At 67.9% G+C, this 16,359-nt stretch carries 13 protein-coding genes; 8 read left to right on the forward strand and 5 right to left on the reverse strand.

The features are described from left to right. Window positions 1-643 precede the first annotated feature (643 nt). The 4 genes from FHG71_RS10495 (at window position 644) to FHG71_RS10510 (ending at window position 5,506) form a co-directional block, all read left to right on the forward strand. Window positions 644-1,327, forward strand: coding sequence for a type 1 glutamine amidotransferase (locus tag FHG71_RS10495; protein ID WP_139081636.1), 684 nt, complete (start codon window positions 644-646; stop codon window positions 1,325-1,327). After that, the gene (locus tag FHG71_RS10500; protein ID WP_139081637.1) at window positions 1,324-2,673 is read left to right on the forward strand and encodes a glutamine synthetase family protein; all 1,350 of its coding nucleotides are present in this window, start codon (window positions 1,324-1,326) and stop codon (window positions 2,671-2,673) included. The genes FHG71_RS10495 and FHG71_RS10500 overlap by 4 nt, the downstream gene beginning before the upstream one ends. Then, the gene (locus tag FHG71_RS10505; protein ID WP_139081638.1) at window positions 2,673-3,986 is read left to right on the forward strand and encodes an NAD(P)/FAD-dependent oxidoreductase; all 1,314 of its coding nucleotides are present in this window, start codon (window positions 2,673-2,675) and stop codon (window positions 3,984-3,986) included. Before FHG71_RS10500 ends, FHG71_RS10505 begins: the two co-directional genes overlap by 1 nt. A 152-nt stretch (window positions 3,987-4,138) precedes the next feature. Continuing rightward, complete coding sequence (locus FHG71_RS10510; RefSeq protein ID WP_139081639.1) at window positions 4,139-5,506, forward strand: aminotransferase; 1,368 nt, start codon at window positions 4,139-4,141, stop codon at window positions 5,504-5,506. Window positions 5,507-5,930: 424 nt separating this feature from the next. On the opposite strand, the gene phaR is transcribed toward FHG71_RS10510, so the two are convergent. The 3 genes from phaR to phaC all read right to left on the reverse strand — a co-directional run bounded on the left by phaR (window position 5,931) and on the right by phaC (window position 8,987). Beyond that, the gene (gene phaR, locus FHG71_RS10515) at window positions 5,931-6,422 is read right to left on the reverse strand and encodes a polyhydroxyalkanoate synthesis repressor PhaR (protein ID WP_139081640.1); all 492 of its coding nucleotides are present in this window, start codon (window positions 6,420-6,422) and stop codon (window positions 5,931-5,933) included. 138 nt (window positions 6,423-6,560) lie between these two features. Further along, complete coding sequence (locus tag FHG71_RS10520; protein ID WP_139081641.1) at window positions 6,561-7,022, reverse strand: Phasin; 462 nt, start codon at window positions 7,020-7,022, stop codon at window positions 6,561-6,563. Window positions 7,023-7,169: 147 nt separating this feature from the next. Next, on the reverse strand, window positions 7,170-8,987 hold the full coding sequence (phaC, locus tag FHG71_RS10525) for a class I poly(R)-hydroxyalkanoic acid synthase (RefSeq protein WP_139081642.1): 1,818 nt from the start codon (window positions 8,985-8,987) through the stop codon (window positions 7,170-7,172). Window positions 8,988-9,081: 94 nt separating this feature from the next. On the opposite strand from phaC, the gene phaZ reads away from it, so the two are divergent. Next, window positions 9,082-10,374: a polyhydroxyalkanoate depolymerase gene (gene phaZ / locus FHG71_RS10530; RefSeq protein WP_139081643.1), complete on the forward strand. Its 1,293-nt coding sequence runs from the start codon at window positions 9,082-9,084 to the stop codon at window positions 10,372-10,374. Here the strand turns inward: phaZ and FHG71_RS10535 are convergent. Both FHG71_RS10535 and FHG71_RS10540 read right to left on the reverse strand, forming a co-directional pair. Next, window positions 10,371-11,228: an alpha/beta hydrolase gene (locus FHG71_RS10535; RefSeq protein WP_176559371.1), complete on the reverse strand. Its 858-nt coding sequence runs from the start codon at window positions 11,226-11,228 to the stop codon at window positions 10,371-10,373. The genes phaZ and FHG71_RS10535 overlap by 4 nt on opposite strands. Next, complete coding sequence (locus FHG71_RS10540) at window positions 11,225-11,953, reverse strand: alpha/beta fold hydrolase (RefSeq protein WP_139081644.1); 729 nt, start codon at window positions 11,951-11,953, stop codon at window positions 11,225-11,227. Before FHG71_RS10540 ends, FHG71_RS10535 begins: the two co-directional genes overlap by 4 nt. Window positions 11,954-12,080: 127 nt before the next feature. On the opposite strand from FHG71_RS10540, the gene thrS reads away from it, so the two are divergent. The 3 genes from thrS to FHG71_RS10555 all read left to right on the forward strand — a co-directional run bounded on the left by thrS (window position 12,081) and on the right by FHG71_RS10555 (window position 16,152). Further along, window positions 12,081-14,027, forward strand: a complete 1,947-nt coding sequence (gene thrS / locus FHG71_RS10545; RefSeq protein WP_139081645.1) for a threonine--tRNA ligase — start codon at window positions 12,081-12,083, stop codon at window positions 14,025-14,027. Window positions 14,028-14,128: 101 nt separating this feature from the next. Beyond that, window positions 14,129-15,772, forward strand: coding sequence for a YsnF/AvaK domain-containing protein (locus FHG71_RS23535; protein ID WP_176559372.1), 1,644 nt, complete (start codon window positions 14,129-14,131; stop codon window positions 15,770-15,772). Window positions 15,773-15,945: 173 nt separating this feature from the next. Beyond that, a complete protein-coding gene (locus tag FHG71_RS10555) occupies window positions 15,946-16,152 on the forward strand; it encodes a cold-shock protein (RefSeq protein ID WP_139081646.1) in 207 nt (68 codons plus the stop codon). Window positions 16,153-16,359: the final 207 nt, after the last annotated feature.

Genomic DNA, 16,359 nt, shown 5'->3' on the forward strand with positions numbered 1-16,359 from the left:
CCCCAAGGTCTTTCTCTCGGCCATCGCCTTGGCCGCAACCGTCATGTTCTGGCTATGAGTCCTGAGCGTAGACAATTTCCAGACAATTTGAAGACAACAGAAAACATTTTTATTGAGATAATCCGGCACCTCAACGGCGCGTTGCAGAGCCACTCGCGCCTCAATTGGAAATTGCACCGATCCGGGAAACCGGAAAGGCCCATTCCGGATTTAAGAGGGCGCTTTCGACGCATCGATTCGCGTCCTCACCACTCCGCTGTCGCGATGTTGCGCGAACCGGGAGAGGACCGTTCGGTGGTGTAAGGAAGCGTTAATCCTTGTCCGCCACCCTGGTCCTCGCGACGGGCACCGAACCACAGGCTCCGCCCCGCGCCCCCGGCGCCCGATCCTCAGGATCGATGGAAACCGCCCCGCCGGGTGATCCGCTCTTTGAGGTCCCCGGGCGGGGTCCACGGGTGCCATGCCCGCCGCCGCGCGTCGAGGACGCGCCCCCTGCCCGCCGGAGTGGCGTCCCGCGGTCAGCCATCGGGAACGACGTCCACGCTGACGTGACGTCCCGACCCCCACCCATCCCGCCCCTTGGGGGGTTGACGACCCCCCGGGGGGCGGAAGTAGGCCTAGGGCACCTCAACACGAGACCCCCATGCTCATCGGCATATTGCAGACCGGCCACGCGCCCGACGCGCTCCGGCCCACTCATGGCGACTATCCCGACCTCTTCCAGCGCCTCCTCGCCGACCGCGGCCTCGACTTCCGCACCTGGTCGGTGGTGGACGGCGACTTCCCCGAAGGCCCCCAAGCGGCCGAAGGCTGGCTCATCACCGGCTCGCGCCACGGCGCCTACGAGGACCTCCCCTGGATTCCCCCGCTCGAAGCCCTCATCCGTGACATCCATGCCGCCGGCGTTCCGCTCGTCGGCATCTGCTTCGGCCACCAGATCATCGCGCAGGCCCTGGGCGGCCGGGTCGAGAAACATCCGGGCGGCTGGTCCGTGGGCCGCACCGAATACGACTTCGAGGGCCAGCCGGTCGCGCTGAACGCCTGGCACCAGGATCAGGTGGTCGAACGCCCCGAAGGCGCTCAGGTCGTGGCGTCTTCCCCCTTCTGCGCCAACGCGGCGCTCGCCTATGGCGACCGTATCTTCACCGTGCAGGCCCACCCCGAGTTCACGGGCGCCTTCCTCAAGGACCTGATCGACCAGCGCGGGCGCGGCCTCGTCCCCGACGCGCTGCTCGACGCGGCCCAGGCCAGCCTCGACCGCCCGGTGGACGCCGCCGCCCTGGCCTCCCGCATCGCCCGCTTCTTCACCGAAAGGGCCGCCGCATGAGCTGGATGGACCGCATCCCCCCCGCCGCGCGCAGCTATCTCGACCGGAACCGCCTGGACGAGGTCGAATGCGTCATCGCCGATTTCCCCGGCATCGCCCGCGGCAAGGCCGTGCCGGCCGCCAAATGGGAACGGCAGCAGTACTTCCACCTGCCGAACTCCATCTTCTTCCAGACCATCACCGGCGACTGGGCCGAGGCCGCGACTGACGGCTTCACCGAGCCCGACATGATCCTGCGCCCCGATATGGACACCGCCACCGCCGCGCCCTGGGCGGCGGACGGGACGCTCCAAGTCATCCACGACGCCTATGACATGCAGGGCAACCCCGTCGGCATGGCTCCCCGCAACGTTCTCCGACGGGTGGTCGCCCTCTACCAGGCGCGCGGCTGGACTCCCATCGTCGCCCCCGAGATGGAGTTCTACCTCGTCGGCAAGAACGTGGACCCGGCCAAGGAGATCACGCCCATGATGGGCCGGACGGGCCGCCCCGCCGCCGCCCGCCAGGCCTATTCCATGACCGCCGTGGACGAATACGGCCCCGTCATCGACGACATCTACGAATACGCCGAGATCCAGGGCATCGAGATCGACGGCATCACGCAGGAGGGCGGCGCCGGGCAACTGGAGATCAACCTCCGCCACGGCGACCCGATCCGCCTCGCCGACGACGTCTTCTACTTCAAACGCCTGATCCGCGAGGCCGCGCTCAAGCACGACTGCTTCGCCACCTTCATGGCCAAGCCCATCGAAGGCGAGCCGGGCAGCGCGATGCACGTCCACCACTCGATTCTCGACGCCTCGGGCCGCAACATCTTCTGCGGCCGGGACGGAGAGGAAACGCCCGAATTCCTGAACTTCGTAGGGGGCCTCCAGCGGCACATGCCGGCCGCCATCGCGGTGATGGCGCCTTACGTGAACAGCTACCGCCGCTACGTCCGCAACCACGCCGCGCCCATCAACCTCGAATGGGGCCGCGACAACCGCACCACCGGGCTGCGCGTCCCCGTCTCCTCGCCCGAGGCGCGGCGGATCGAGAACCGCCTTCCGGGGATGGACTGCAACCCCTATCTCTGCATCGCGGCCTCACTGGCCTGCGGCTACCTCGGCATGATCCAGCAGACCCCCGCCGGCCCGATCTTCGAGGGCGACGCCTACCAGTCCGACGCCGAGATCCCCTACTCGCTGTCGGATGCGCTCGACCTCTTCGAAGAGGCCAAGGACCTGCATGCCGTGCTGGGCGAGGACTTCTCCCGCGTCTACTCCATCGTGAAGCGGACCGAGAACGACGAGTTCCTCCAGGTCATCAGCCCCTGGGAGCGGGAGCATCTCCTGCTGAACGTCTGATGCCGCGCGATCCGCTCACCCGGAACGACCCAGTCCCCGGAGCCTATCCGGCCTCGTGGTACGCGGCCTCCGCGCAGGTCTCCGAGGCGCGTGGTTCCCTGAAGGGGTCGCACCGCGCCGACGTGGCCATCGTGGGCGCGGGCTACACCGGCCTCTGGGCCGCCAAGACCCTCGCCGAGAGGGGCCTCAAGCCAGTCGTGCTGGAGGCCCATCGCGTGGGCTGGGGCGCCTCGGGCCGCAACGGCGGCCAAGTGGGCTCCGGTACCAACTGGCACCAGAAGCAACTCGAAGCGCGCATCGGCCGCGACGCCGCCCGCGCCGTCTGGGACATCTGCGAGGACGGCAAGCGCCAGCTTCGCGACTTCATCGCCGCCGAGGCGCCGGATGCGCGCTACCTCCCCGGCGTCGCTCACGGCGAATACTCCGCCGCCGAGGCGCGCGAGTCGCGCAAGAACGCCGAGCACCTCGCTACCCACTACGGCTACAACCAGGTCGAGGTCCTGGACCGCGACGCCTTCCGCGCGCTCGTCAAGTCGCCGCGCTATGTGGGCGGCGTGCTCGACCGTGGTGCGGGCCACGTCCACCCGCTGCGCTATGCCTTGGCCTTGGCACGGGCCGCCGAGCGCGCGGGCGCCGTGATCCACGAAGGCTCCATCGTCCTCGGCATTGACAAGGGCCAGCCCGCGACGCTGCGCACCAAGGACGGCGAGCTGAAGGCAGACCACGTCATCCTCGCCGGCAACGGCTACATGCCGGACCTGGAGCCACAGGTCGCCGCCCGCGTCATGCCGATCAACAGCTTCATCGGCGCGACCGAGCCCCTGCCCGACCACTGGCAGGACGTGCTGGCCCAGGACATCGCGGTGGCCGACTCCAAGTTCGTGGTGAACTACTTCCGGTTCAGCGAAGACCGCCGCTTCCTCTTCGGCGGGCGCGAAAGCTACGGGCTGGGCTTCCCCAAGGACATCGGCGGCCCACTCCGCAAGCGCCTCGCCGATCTCTTCCCCCAGCTCTCCGGCGCGCGGATCGAGCATGTCTGGGGCGGCACGCTCGGCATCACCATGACCCGCCTGCCGTTGCTCCTGCGGGTCGCGCCCAATATCCTGTCGGGTGGTGGCTTCTCGGGGCACGGGGTCGCCCTCTCGGGCATCGCCGGCCGCGCGATGGCCGAGGCGATCCTCGGTCAGGCCGGCCGCTTCGACGCGCTGGCCACGCTGCCCACCCCGCGCTTCCCCGGAGGCGCGATGGCACGGGGGCCGCTGCTGACACTGGCCATGACCTGGTACGCCCTGCGCGACAGACTGGGCGTCTGAACCACTCACGCCCACGCGATCGCAAGTCGATCCGACACTTCAGCAGATCCGCGCGGGAATCGTGCGCGGATTCCGACAAGGGCCGTTCCGCCTCGCATTGTTCGCAGCGTGACGCCTGGGTTAAGCAGGGACGACCACAAGGGAGAGCCGCCATGAACGACCAGAGCCCGAACTCCTGGGAGATGCGCGCCGACGCTGCCACCTTCTATGGCTTTACCGACCTGCCGAGCGTCAGGGAGCGAGGGGCTGTGGTCCTGACCCATGGCAAGGGTCCCTACATCTACGATGTCCACGGACGTGAATACCTCGACGCCAACTCGGGCCTCTGGAACATGGTGGCGGGCTTCGACCACGCCGGCCTGATCGCCGCCGCGCAGGAGCAGTACGCCCGATTCCCCGGCTATCACGCCTTCTTCGGACGCCTGTCCGACCAGACGGTGATGCTGTCCGAGAAGCTGGTGGAGGTCTCGCCCTTCGAAAGCGGCAAGGTGTTCTACACCAACTCCGGGTCCGAGGCGAACGACACCCTGGTCAAGATGCTCTGGTTCCTCTGGGCGGCAGAGGGCCAGCCGCAGCGGCGCAAGATCCTGACCCGCGTCAATGCCTACCACGGCGTGACCGCCGTCTCGGCCTCCATGACCGGCAAGCCCTACAACTCGGTCTTCGGCCTGCCGCTGCCCGGCTTCATCCATCTCACCTGCCCCCATTACTGGCGCAACGGCCAGGAGAGCGAGACCGAGGAGCAGTTCACGAGCCGCATGGCCGCCGAACTGGAAGAGGTCATCGCGCGCGAGGGCGCCGACACCATCGCAGGCATGGTGGCCGAGCCGGTCATGGGTGCGGGCGGCGTGATCGTCCCGTCCAGGGGCTACTTCCAGGCGATCCAGCCCATCCTCAAGAAGCACGGCATCCCGCTCATCTCGGACGAGGTAATCTGCGGTTTCGGTCGCACCGGCAACACCTGGGGCTGCGAGACCTTCGACTTCATGCCCGACGCCATCATCTCGTCGAAGAACCTGACGGCCGGCTTCTTCCCCATGGGCGCCGTGATCCTCGGGTCCGAGCTGACCGACCGGCTCCAGCGTGCGAGCGACGCCATTGAGGAGTTTCCCCACGGCTTCACGGCCTCGGGCCACCCGGTGGGCTGCGCGATTGCGCTCAAGGCCATTGACGTCGTGATGAACGAAGGGCTGGCCGACAACGTGAAGCGCCTCACCACCCTGTTCCAGGCGGGCATGGCCAAGCTGGCCGAGCACCCCAACATCGGCGAATGGCGCGGCGTGGGCCTGATGGGCGCGCTGGAGGCCGTGGCCGACAAGGCCACCAAGCGGCCCTTCGACGGCAGGCTCTCGGTGTCCGAGCGCATCGCCAACGCCTCGACCGACCAGGGCCTGATCTGTCGCCCCCTGGGTCAGGCCATTGTCCTCGCGCCGCCCTTCATCATGACCGAGGACCAGATGGACGAGATGTTCACCAAGCTCGGCCGCGCCCTCGACAGGGTCTTCGCCGAGGTCGCCTGAGCGGAACAACGGGAGGGCTCAATGCCCTCTCAGCAGGTTTCCACCCTGTTCTGTCTCGGGTCCGATGAAGGGCTATAAGCTCGGCAGATCAGGACCTGTATCCCGACCGGCCTCCGGTCGGCCTTGGTACGCGCGCCGACGTGGTCTCGCACGCGTACCACGACTATTCCGCCGAACACTTGCGGTTCTGGTCCCAGCGCCAGCCCAGATGGTCGAGGGAGAAGCCAAAGTAGTTGCTCCGCAGGCCTAGTCGGTGTCGCCCCGGCTGCCTCAGCGGATCCCGTCGCAATGGCCGACGTCCGTCAGTAACATGGCCTTCAACGTTTCTGGTTCGGGCGCATTCGGCGCGATGGCCGAGGCGCTCATCAAGTCCGCGAACGGGAGAACGAGCACGCCCACCGGGCGCAGGATCGCGTCTCCTTAGTCACCGTTTCTGTTCGTCGTCCTCGTCCTTCGCGGGTCCCGAGGACGCTCCGGGCATCAGCCCGCCGGTCATCGCCTTGAAGAAGGCCTCCTGCTGTGCGCGGATCGCCTCGAAGCCGGGCAGCTTCGTCATCGGGTTGCCTTTGGTCATCTGCTCCAGCATCTTCGACTGGCTTTCGCGCATCATCTCGAAGCTTGCCGCAAGAAACTGCGGCATGACGCTCGCCGCCTGCGTCGTGTAGGTCCGCACGAGCGAGGTGAGCACGTCCGTGGGTAGCACGTTCTCGCCCCGGCTCTCGTGCTCGGCGATGATCTGGAGAAGATATTGGCGCGTCAGGTCGTCGCCGGACTTGAGGTCCACGATCTGCACGTCCCGGCCCTGCCGGATGAAGGCCGCGATATCCTCGAGCGTCACGTAGTCGCTCGTCTCCGTGTTGTAGAGGCGGCGGCTCGCGTAGCGTTTGATGAGGAGCGGCTTGTCGGTCTCGGGCATGAACGGCTCCGGTGCTGCAGATGCACAAAGCCTAAGCCCCGTCCGGGGAAAAAGAAAGGGCGGACCCGCATGGGCCCGCCCCAGTCCACGATCCGGCAGGGAGACTTGGACGGATCGGCCGTCAGGTCCCCTAAGGGATCAGACGTTGGTCGAGGTCGAGGTCACCTGGGCGCCGTTCTTGGCCGCGGCGGCGAAGTCGTTGGTCGCCTTGCGAGCAGCGGCGGTCATGTCCTCGGACATGTCCTTGCCAGCGGCCAGCATCAGTTCCAGCGTTTCGGTCTGCACGCGCTTGGCGATATCGGCGAAGGCCGCCATGTGCTCGGCGGTGGACTCGGCCGAGGACGAGACGAAGTCGGTCATCGCCTTGGCGTAGTCTGCGGGCTCGGCCTTGGCCGTGGTCATGTTCGAGAGCTTGGACAGCGTGTCCTGCATCCACTTCGCCGAGAGGTCGGTCGACTTCTGCGCGGCTTCGATGGCGACGGCGGACATCTTCTCGGCCAGGGCGGCCTGCGACTTCGCCAGGCTCTCGAACGAGGAGGTATCCATGGGGAAGTTGCTCATCATGTCCTTCATCATCTGGGTGTAGTCGGTCGAGGCCATATCGAGGTCCTTTTCAAGAAAGGAGGCGACGGCGCCGCCCCCGTGCTGATGAGCCAAATATGGATGCTGCACTGCAGCGACGCAAGGGAAGATTCTGCGTCGCAGCGAGGCGAGCGGCACTTTTCGGCGCGCCGGATTGCCGCAGGGTCACGCCGCCTTGGGAGCAGCCGCCACATAGGACCCCGGAGCAGGGGCCAGCGGCGGATGCATCGCGTCCCCGGGCTCGCGCGCCGGAATCAGCTTGCCCGATCTCTGGACGAGCCACTCGCCCCAGCGCGGCCACCAGCTTCCCTCGTTCTTCTCGGCGACGCTGAACCAGTCCTCGGGCGACAGGGACAGGTCTTGCCCGGTCCAGTGGCCGTACTTCTTCTTGGTGGGCGGATTGACGATCCCGGCGATGTGGCCCGACTCGGAGAGGAAAAAGGTCTTGTCCTCCGATCCCATGCTGCGGATGCCGTTGTAGGAGGATTTCCAGGCGGCGATGTGGTCGGTCTCGCAGGCGACGGCGCAGAGCGGCACGGTCACGCCGGAGATATGGACAGTCTCTCCGCAGATCGGGAAGCCGGTCGTGGCGAAGCGATCCTTCTGGCAGAGCCCGCGGAGGTACTCGACCGCCATCTTCGCCGGCAGGTTGGTCCCGTCTCCGTTCCAGTAGAGCAGGTCGAAGGCCGGTGGCGTCTGGCCCATCATGTAGGACCGGATGGCTGGCTGATAGATCAGGTCGTTGGAGCGCAGGTAGCTGAAGGTCCGCGCCATGTAGAAGGACTCAAGGACGCCCTTCTGCGTGGCCTCGCGCTCGATGCCGTCCACGAAGTCGTCATCGAGGAAGACTCCGACCTCCCCCTGGTCCGAGAAATCGGTCAGCGTGGTGAAGAACGTGGCGGAGTTCACGCTCGTGTCGCCCCGCTTCTCCAAGAGCGCGAGCGTCAGGGCCAGCGTCGTCCCTGCGATGCAGTAACCGACGGTGTTGACCCGGTCGGTCCCGCAGATGGCCTTCACCTCGCGCAGCGCGGCCAGGTAGCCCTCCTCGACATAGTCGTCCATCGACACGTCCTTGTAGGACGCGTCCGGGTTCACCCAGGACACGACGAAGAGCGTGAAGCCCTGGTCCACGACCCACTTGATGAGACTGTTCTGCGCCTTGAGGTCGAGGATGTAGAACTTGTTGATCCAGGGCGGGAAAATCACCAGGGGGATCTCGCGCACCTCGGCGGTCGTGGGCCGGTACTGGATCAGCTCGAACATGCGGTTGCGGAAGACCACCTCGCCCGGCGTGGTGGCCAGGTTCTCGCCCACCCGGAAGGCGCTCTCGTCGGCGAGGCGCACGATCAGTTCGCCGTCGTTGCGCTCCAGGTCGGCGACGAGGTTCTCGAGCCCTTGAACAAGGCTCAGCCCGTCGGTCTCGATTGCCCGCTCCAGCGCGTCGGGATTGGTCGCCAGGAAGTTCGTGGGCGCCAGCATGTCCACGATCTGCCGGGTGAAGTACTGGAGCCGCTTCTTCTCGCGCGGGGCAAGATGCTCCGTCTGCTCCACCGCCTTCTGGATGGCCTCGGCGTTGATGAGGTACTGCTGCTTGACGAAGTTGAACCAGGGATGCCGGTCCCAGAGCGGGTTGGCGAAGCGCCGGTCGCTCGGGCCAGGGTCCTCCGGGGCCTTGAACGGTCCCTTGGCCAGCGCCGCCTGAGCCTCGGCGAAGTGTGCGAGCGTCTTGCCCCAATAGCCGGCCTGGAGTTCGATGAGCTTCGCCGGATGTTGCATCGCCTCGGTCATCCAGGCGGTGGCGGCCTTGAGATAGAGTTCCTGCGACGGGCCCTGGAGCGCCGGCGGCACCGGCTTGCGCTTGGCCATCACAGCCACGAGCCGCTTGGTCAGCGCGTCGATCTTCTTGAGGTTCGCCTCGAAAAGCTCAAGGTTGCGTCCCTTTTGCTCCACCTTGTCGTTGCCATCTGCCCGCTCGGTTGTCATGCGCGGAACCCCGCTGTATGTTTCGCAGTTGCAGCATCAAGGCGTTGGCAAGGTCTCTGGCGCGACCCTGTCCGCACGACACGGAGACCCTGACGTGAAGTATATGTTGACCTACGACCTGATGGAAAGCGTGCGCAACACCAACCAATGGCTGGGGGCGACGGCGCGCGCGATCGGGGCCTATCCGGGCATGGCGGCCACCGGTAATCCCTGGGTGGAATGGATCAAGGCCTGGGGCGACGTGACCGAGAGAACCTTCGCCCGCATGGTGGTCAAGCCCGACTGGGGCATCTCGGCCGTCACGGGGGATGACGGGCGCGACCACACGGTGCGGATCGAGACGCTGGTGGCCAAGCCCTTCGGCAACCTCATCCACTTCCGCGTGCCGGGCCGAGTGCCCCGGAGCCGCCGCGTGCTGCTGGTGGCGCCCATGTCGGGGCATTACGCCACGCTGCTCCGCAAGACGGTGATCTCGCTCCTGCCGGATTGCGAGGTCTTCATCACCGACTGGCACAACGCCCGCGACATCCCCGTGTCCGAGGGCCGGTTCGACGTCGAGGACTACACGGTCTACGTGGCCGAGTTCATGCGGCACCTGGGGCCCGACCTCCACGTGATGGCGATCTGCCAGCCGGCACCCCTGGTGCTCGCCGCGACCGCCCTCTTGGCCGAGGAGCAGCCCGAGGCGCAGCCGCGCTCGCTCATCCTCGTGGGCGGGCCGATCGATCCCGACGCGAACGCCACGGACGTCACCGACTTCGGCCGGCGCATCACCATGGGCCAGCTCGAGCAGCTCGTGATCCAGCAGGTGGGCTTCAAGTACCGGGGCGTCGGCCGAATGGTCTATCCGGGCCTCCTGCAGCTCGCGTCCTTCATGTCGATGAACGCGCAGACCCACACCCAGAGCTTCGTGGACCAGATCTTCCGCAGCGCCAAGGGTCAGTCGTCGGACCACGACAAGCACAACGCCTTCTACGACGAATATCTCGCCGTCATGGACATGACCGCCGAGTTCTACCTGTCGACCGTCGAGCGCGTCTTCAAGGGTCGCGAGATCGCGCGGAACGCCTTCGAGGTGAACGGGCGCCTCGTGGACATCGGGCGGATCAGCACGGTGGCCGTCATGGTCGTCGAGGGCGAGAAGGACGACATCTCGGCCCCCGGCCAGTGCCTCGCGGCGCTCGACCTGCTCACGGGGTTGCCCAAGGCCAAGAAGGCCGCGCATCTGGAGCCCGGTGCGGGGCATTACGGCATCTTCGCCGGCAAGAGCTGGCGCGACAACATCCGCCCCCTGGTGCTGACCTTCATGGACGAGAATGGCGGTCGGACCGACCGGCGCCTGCGTCCCGTCGCGGTCCTGCCCACCGTCGCCGCCCAGGTCGACTAGAGCGCGCGCGCCCAGTCCACCGTCTGCCGCACGAGGCGGGCGGTCTGGCCCGGACTCTTGACGTCACCGGCCATGACATGGGCCTTGGGGTCGTCGCCGGGCCCGGGATGCAGGATGACGCGCCGCACGGGTCCGCTCCATCGGCGCATGACGGCCGTCGTCAGGCCCGCATCCACGATCTGGTCCGCCTCGGAATAGGCGAAAAGCGCGGGCGCGCGGATCGCGTCGAGGTCGGCGCGGCGGACCGCCCGCACGGCCTCGGCCATGGGCGCATAGGCGCGGACGGGGTAGCGGGGCGTCCAGATGCCCGAGGCATCAGCCTCCATCGGGCCACCGACCTCGCCCCGCATGACCAGAGGCGCCCAGCGGCTGGCCAGCGGCGCATCCAGCATGGCCTGGAGGCGGCGCGCCTTCACGCCGTAGTTGGGCGAAACCATCACCGCGGCCGCGACCTCCTCGCCCCCCGCAAGCGCCAGCGTGAGCAACGTGCCTCCGGTGGAGCAGGATATGGCAAGGACTCGGTCCCCGAGGGCCCGCCCGATGGCCAGCGCCTCGGACAGGTCGGCGCGCCAGGCCGTCAGGCTGGCCTGCGCCATGGCCGCGCCATCCTGTCCGTGGCCAGTCAGGCGCATTCCGTAGAAGTTGGCGCCCAGTTCCTCGGCCACTCGTTCGGGATAGGGCGAAAGCTCCCGGCGGCTTGCGGAGAAGCCGTGGATGTAGACGACCGACCAAGGGGTGCGCTTCGGCCCCTCCGCCCAGCCGACCCGCTTCTCGCACCGGGGGCGGAGCGCATGCGCCCCGGCCTCCCGCTCGGCAAGCCAGCCATCGATCTCCGTAAGCGGCGGCAGGGTCACGAGACCTCCTCGACCGCCTGCGAGATGAGCTTGAGGCAGCGGGGCGAGGAGAAGCGGTGGTCGGCGTCCTTGACGAGCGTCAGCCGGATGTCCGGCCCGGTCACGTGATCGAGAAGGCGCGTCGCGGTTGCGGGAGGCACGTCGCGGTCGGCCGTGCCCTGGAGCATCCGAACGGGCATGGGCAGATGCAGGGGCGCGCGCAGCACGAGGTGATCCCGCCCATCCTCGATGAGCCCCCGCGTGATCGGATAAGGCGCGCCGTAGTCGGAGGGAACGTGAAGAACGCCTGTCTCGGACAGGTCCCGGCGCTGCGCCTCGGTGGCCTGGGCCCAGTAGCCGTCCTCGGTGAAGTCGGGGGCCGCTGCGATGGTCACGAGGCCCGCGATCCGTTCCGGCGCGCGACGCGCGAGGAGGAGCGAGATCCATCCGCCCATCGAGGAGCCCACCAGCACCACCGGCCCGGGCGCGAGGTCGAGCACCGCCTCGGCGTCCTCGGCCCAGCGGCCGATGGTGCCCTCCTCGAAGGTGCCTTCGCTCTGGCCGTGGCCCGAGTAGTCGAACCGGATGAAGGCGCGGCCATGGGCCTTGGCCCAGTCGTCGAGCCAGGCGGCCTTGGTCCCGGTCATGTCGGAGCGGAAGCCTCCCAGGAAGATCACGTGGGGCCCCTGCCCCGCCTGCCGCATGACGGCGAGGCGTCGGCCCTGGGGCGTGGCGATGGTCTCCATGGCGGGTCTCCTGCTTCGGCTCGGTTGCCATGGTGCGCGGGCCTTGACGCCTTCGCAAGCGGGGGGCAGAACCCCCGGACCCGCAACCGGGCGCAATCGTGGGCGCCAAACCGACGAGGAGCAGGCCATGGCCTCCATCTCCCTGACCTTTCCCGATGGCAACTCGCGCCAGTACGAAACGGGCGTGACGGCCGCGCAGGTCGCGCAGTCCATCGCCCCGTCGCTCGCCAAGGCCGCCGTCTCCGCCACCTTCGACGGCCAGCACTGGGATCTGGCCTGGCCCATCGAGCGGGACGGCGCGCTCGCCATCAAGACGCTCAAGGACGCCGAGGGGCTGGAGCTGATCCGGCACGACCTCGCCCATGTCATGGCGCGGGCGGTGCAGGCGCTCTGGCCCGATGTGAAGGTGACGATCGGCCCCGTGACCGAGACGGGCTGGTTCTACGACTTCGACCGCCGCGAGCCCTTCACCCCCGAGGACCTGGGGGCCATCGAGGCCGAGATGCGCCGCATCATCGGCGCGAAGGACCCGGTGCGGACCGAGGTCTGGGACCGCGCCCGCGCCATCGCCCACTACGAGGCGACGAACGAGCCCTTCAAGGTGGAGCTCATCAACCGCATCCCCGAGGGGCAGCCCATCCGGATGTACTGGCACGGCGACTGGCAGGACCTGTGCCGGGGGCCGCACCTGCAGAACACCGGGCAGCTTCCGGGCGACGCCTTCCGGCTCATGGGCGTGTCGGGGGCCTACTGGTTCGGTGACGTGAACCGGCCGCAGCTCCAGCGGATCACGGGGGTCGCGTTCCGCAACCGCGACGACCTCAAGGCGCACCTGACGATGCTGGAAGAGGCCGCCAAGCGCGACCACCGCAAGCTCGGGCGCGAGATGGAGCTCTTCCACATGCAGGAAGAGGCCCCGGGGATGGTGTTCTGGCACCCGAATGGCTGGACGCTCTATCGCACCCTCGAAGACTACATGCGGCGGCGGCTGCGCAAGGCGGGCTACCGGGAGATCCGCACGCCCCAGGTGCTCGACCGCGTCCTGTGGGAGAAGTCGGGTCACTGGGAAGCCTACCGCGAGAACATGTTCATCGTGGAGGTGGACGAGGAAGGGGCCAAGGAGAAGCGCATCAACGCGCTCAAGCCGATGAACTGCCCCTGCCACGTCCAAGTCTTCAACCAGGGCCTGAAGTCCTATCGTGACCTGCCCCTGCGGCTCGCGGAGTTTGGGTCGTGCCACCGCTACGAGTCGTCGGGCTCGATGCACGGGCTCATGCGCGTGCGCGGCTTCGTGCAGGATGACGCCCACATCTTCTGCACCGAGGACCAGATCGAGGCGGAATGCGCAGGCTTTCTGGAGCTGCTGACCTCGGTCTACCGCGACCTGGGCTTCCAGAAGTTCGACATCAAGCTGTCGACGAGGCCCGAGGTGCGGGTGGGCTCGGACGAGGTCTGGGACAAGGCTGAGGGCGCGTTGGAAAGCGCGATCAAGAAGGTCCGCAACGACTACGAGATCGCGCCCGGCGACGGGGCCTTCTACGGGCCCAAGCTCGACTTCAAGCTCACCGACGCCATCGGGCGCGAGTGGCAGTGCGGGACCTTCCAGGCCGACTTCAACCTGCCGGTCCGGCTCGACGCCGAGTACGTGGGCGAGGATGGGGCCAAGCACCGGCCTGTCATGCTCCACCGCGCGATCCTGGGCAGCTTCGAGCGGTTCATCGGCATCCTGATCGAGAACTACGCGGGCCGGTTCCCCTTCTGGCTCGCGCCACGGCAGGTGGTGGTCGCCTCCATCGTGTCGGACGCGGACGACTATGTCCGCGAGGTCACGGAGGCGCTGCAAGCGGCGGGCCTGCGCGCGGAGGCCGATACGCGGAACGAGAAGATCAACTACAAGGTCCGCGAGCATTCGGTCGGCAAGGTGCCGGTGATCCTGGCGCTGGGCATGAAGGAGGTCGAGGTGCGGACCGTGTCGATGCGCCGGCTCGGCGAGGACGGGCAGAAGGTGATGAGCCTGGGCGAGGCGATCACCCTGCTCGCGCAGGAGGCGAAGGCCCCCGATCAGCGGGGCTGAGCCGACCCTCACTTAATTGGGATCGCGCGCGGAACGATCCGCGCGCGGCGGCCGTTTGTCCGGCATCCCGTCCCACGGGAACGGGCAGGCGGCGAGGTCTCATGGCGAACCCCGAGAACGATCCCATCCTCTCCTCGACCGAGGAGGAGCGGCTCCGCGATGCGGTGCGGCTCCCTTCGGACGGGTTCATCGAACGTGTCGAGGAGCGGGCGGTCATCGCCAAGCGCGTCATCGACCAGGGGGGCGTACGCGTCTCCACGCGGACCGAGGTCAGCACCGAAACCCTTCGCGACATCCTTGATGACGTGACCGTCGAGGTGGAGCGCGTTCCAGTGGGCCGCTTCGTCGAGGCGGCCGAGGACCCGCGCCGCGAAGGCGACGTCACCATCCTGCCAGTTTACGAGGAGCGCCTCGTTGTCGAGAAGCGGCTGTTTCTCGTCGAGGAGGTCCATGTCCGCCGTCAGGCGCGGTCCCGCGAGGTCGAGATGCCCGTGGAGATCCGCCGCCAGGTGGCCGAAGTGGAACGCCTGCCCCCGTTGGACGAACTCAACCCATCGACAGACATCCATCCAGGAGCAACCCCAATGATGGACGACATGTACAACGGCACCCGAACCGTCACCGCGATGTTCGACAACTCCGCCGAGGCCGAGCGCGCCATCGCGCGGCTGCGGTCGGCGGGCATCCCGGACAGCCAGATCCGCCACACCCAGGGCTCCCAGTCGACGAGCACCTCGCAGTCGACGAGCACCACGGGTTCGTACGACTACAACGACACGACCTACCGCGACCAGCACAAGGGCTTCTTCGACTCGCTCGCGGACTTCTTCTTCCCCGAGGACGACCGCTACGCCTATGCCGAGGGCCTGACCCGCGGCTCGCACATGGTGGTGGTCTCGGGCTTTGACTCGTCGATGCACGACACCATCGTCGACATCCTCGACGACGAGGGCTCGGTCGACCTCGAGGCGCGCGAGAACGAGTGGCGGTCGTCGGGCTGGACGGGCTACGAGGGCGCCTCGGGCTACCGCGGCGACGGCGACATCTCGGGCACGAGCGGCATGGCGGGCGGCCATTCGGGCCAGTACGCGAGCGGCGCGGCCGGCATGAGCGCAGCGGCGACCGGCGTCGACATGAACACCCGCGGCACGATCTATGACGACGGGATGCAGGACCGCAGCACGCAGATGGCCGCCGACATGGGCCGTCGCAGCCAGGCCGACCTGGGCAGCCAGCAGGCGGGCTACGCCTCCTCGGGCTCCATGTCGCAGTCGACGGGCACCAGCGACGCCGCCTTCGGCTCCTCGGGCTACACCGGGCAGGAGTACAACGAGGACGGCACCGTCAAGGTCATCGAGGAGCGGCTGAACGTCGGCAAGCGTGAGGTCGAGGGCGGGCGCGTCCGCGTGCGCTCGTATGTCCGGGAGGTTCCGGTCGAGGCCGACGTCGACCTTCGGGCGACCCGCGTCCATGTCGAGCGCCGCCCGGTGGATCGCGCGGTGAACCCCGGCGACGTGGCCATGACCGACCAGGTCCTGGAGGCCCGCGAGCACATGGAGCAGCCCGTGGTCGCCAAGGAGGCCCGCGTGGTCGAGGAGATCGGCCTGCGGCAGGAGACCGAGGTGCAGCACCAGCACATCCAGGACACCGTGCGCAAGACCGAGGTCGAGATCGAGGACGAGCGCACCGGCGACCGCACCGGCCTGACGGGCGGCACGACCGGGACCGATCGCGACCGCTTCTGAGGCGGCTGCCTGATCTTTCGGCAGGCCCCGGGCGCCACGCGCCCGGGGCCGTTGCCATTGAGGGATCGCCACATTTTCGCCATCTCGACACGTTGCCCGGTCCGGCGGCTCGCCTAGATCATCCGCCAGGAGACCCGGCCGCGCGGCCGGAGGACGCGATGGAGAGACCGACTATGCCCAAGGGCACCGTGAAATGGTTCAACACGACGAAGGGCTATGGCTTCATCGCCCCTGAAGACGGTGGAAAGGACATCTTTGTTCACATCTCGGCGGTGGAGCAGTCGGGGCTGACCGGGCTGGCCGACAACCAGCCGATCGAATTCGACCTCATCAGCGGCCGCGACGGGCGGCAGATGGCGGGGAACCTGCGCAAGCCGTAGGAAGGGATCGAGTCTTCGCGGAGAACGGCCGGGGCGGTTGCTCCGGCCGTTTCCGCGTCGGGGGGTCCGGGCGGTCACGCCTGCGCCTGGGGGCACGCGGGCGTCGGACCCGGAGGCCGCGCCGGGGAGGCCGGTCCCAGGGCGCGGAGGGCGCGTCCACGACGCGCGGCGGCTGGCCGGGGCTCCGGGGGAGCTGTGCCAGTGGGG

This window comes from Rubellimicrobium roseum, from assembly GCF_006152145.1.
GTDB lineage: Bacteria > Pseudomonadota > Alphaproteobacteria > Rhodobacterales > Rhodobacteraceae > Rubellimicrobium > Rubellimicrobium roseum.